The sequence below is a fragment of the Streptomyces sp. NPDC059456 genome (assembly GCF_042750055.1).
Lineage (GTDB): Bacteria > Actinomycetota > Actinomycetes > Streptomycetales > Streptomycetaceae > Streptomyces.
On record NZ_JBHYVA010000592.1, the window covers coordinates 3,430 to 5,458 of the forward strand.

Sequence of the window (2,029 nt, forward strand, 5' to 3'; positions counted from 1 at the left end):
CCGCTGTGATGGGTAGGGGAGCGTCGTGTGCCGGGTGAAGCAGCAGCGGAAGCTAGTTGTGGACGGTTCACGAGTGAGAATGCAGGCATGAGTAGCGATACACACGTGAGAAACGTGTGCGCCGATTGACTAAGGGTTCCTGGGTCAAGCTGATCTGCCCAGGGTAAGTCGGGACCTAAGGCGAGGCCGACAGGCGTAGTCGATGGACAACCGGTTGATATTCCGGTACCCGCTTTGAAACGCCCAATATCGAATCAGGCGATGCTAAGTCCGTGAAGCCGTTCCGGACCCTTCGGGGAATGGAAAGTGGTGGAGCCGACGAACCAGACTTGTAGTAGGTAAGCGATGGGGTGACGCAGGAAGGTAGTCCAGCCCGGGCGGTGGTTGTCCCGGGGTAAGGGTGTAGGCCGAGGGGTAGGCAAATCCGTCCCTCATATAAGGCTGAGACCTGATGCCGAGCCGATTGTGGTGAAGTGGATGATCCTATGCTGTCGAGAAAAGCCTCTAGCGAGTTTCATGGCGGCCCGTACCCTAAACCGACTCAGGTGGTCAGGTAGAGAATACCGAGGCGTTCGGGTGAACTATGGTTAAGGAACTCGGCAAAATGCCCCCGTAACTTCGGGAGAAGGGGGGCCATCACTGGTGATCGGACTTGCTCCGTGAGCTGGGGGTGGCCGCAGAGACCAGCGAGAAGCGACTGTTTACTAAAAACACAGGTCCGTGCGAAGCCGTAAGGCGATGTATACGGACTGACGCCTGCCCGGTGCTGGAACGTTAAGGGGACCGGTTAGTGACCTTTCGGGGTTGCGAAGCTGAGAACTTAAGCGCCAGTAAACGGCGGTGGTAACTATAACCATCCTAAGGTAGCGAAATTCCTTGTCGGGTAAGTTCCGACCTGCACGAATGGCGTAACGACTTCTCGACTGTCTCAACCATAGGCCCGGTGAAATTGCACTACGAGTAAAGATGCTCGTTTCGCGCAGCAGGACGGAAAGACCCCGGGACCTTTACTACAGTTTGATATTGGTGTTCGGTTCGGCTTGTGTAGGATAGGTGGGAGACTTTGAAGCAGCCACGCCAGTGGTTGTGGAGTCATCGTTGAAATACCACTCTGGTCGTGCTGGATGTCTAACCTCGGTCCGTGATCCGGATCAGGGACAGTGTCTGATGGGTAGTTTAACTGGGGCGGTTGCCTCCCAAAGGGTAACGGAGGCGCCCAAAGGTTCCCTCAGCCTGGTTGGCAATCAGGTGTTGAGTGTAAGTGCACAAGGGAGCTTGACTGTGAGACCGACGGGTCGAGCAGGGACGAAAGTCGGGACTAGTGATCCGGCGGTGGCTTGTGGAAGCGCCGTCGCTCAACGGATAAAAGGTACCCCGGGGATAACAGGCTGATCTTCCCCAAGAGTCCATATCGACGGGATGGTTTGGCACCTCGATGTCGGCTCGTCGCATCCTGGGGCTGGAGTCGGTCCCAAGGGTTGGGCTGTTCGCCCATTAAAGCGGTACGCGAGCTGGGTTTAGAACGTCGTGAGACAGTTCGGTCCCTATCCGCTGTGCGCGTAGGAATATTGAGAAGGGCTGTCCCTAGTACGAGAGGACCGGGACGGACGAACCTCTGGTGTGCCAGTTGTCCTGCCAAGGGCATGGCTGGTTGGCTACGTTCGGGAGGGATAACCGCTGAAAGCATCTAAGCGGGAAGCCTGCTTCAAGATGAGTATTCCCACCTCCTTGAGAGGGTAAGGCTCCCAGTAGACGACTGGGTTGATAGGCCAGATGTGGAAGCCCGGTAACGGGTGGAGCTGACTGGTACTAATAGGCCGAGGGCTTGTCCTCAGTTGCTCGCGTCCACTGTGTTAGTTCTGAAATAACGAACAGCTGTGATTACAGCCAGCGTTCGAATTTCATAGTGTTTCGGTGGTCATAGCGTTAGGGAAACGCCCGGTTACATTCCGAACCCGGAAGCTAAGCCTTTCAGCGCCGATGGTACTGCAGGGGGGACCCTGTGGGAGAGTAGGACGCCGCCGAACAA

2 rRNA genes (1 of these 2 cut by a window edge) are annotated in these 2,029 nt (G+C 56.3%); both read left to right on the forward strand.

The annotated features are described in order from the left end of the window. Window positions 1-1,833, forward strand: a 23S ribosomal RNA gene (locus ACFXA3_RS34205); it begins 1,384 nt to the left of the window's first position. A gap of 77 nt (window positions 1,834-1,910) precedes the next feature. Then, window positions 1,911-2,027, forward strand: a 5S ribosomal RNA gene (rrf, locus tag ACFXA3_RS34210). The last annotated feature ends 2 nt before the right edge of the window (window positions 2,028-2,029 follow it).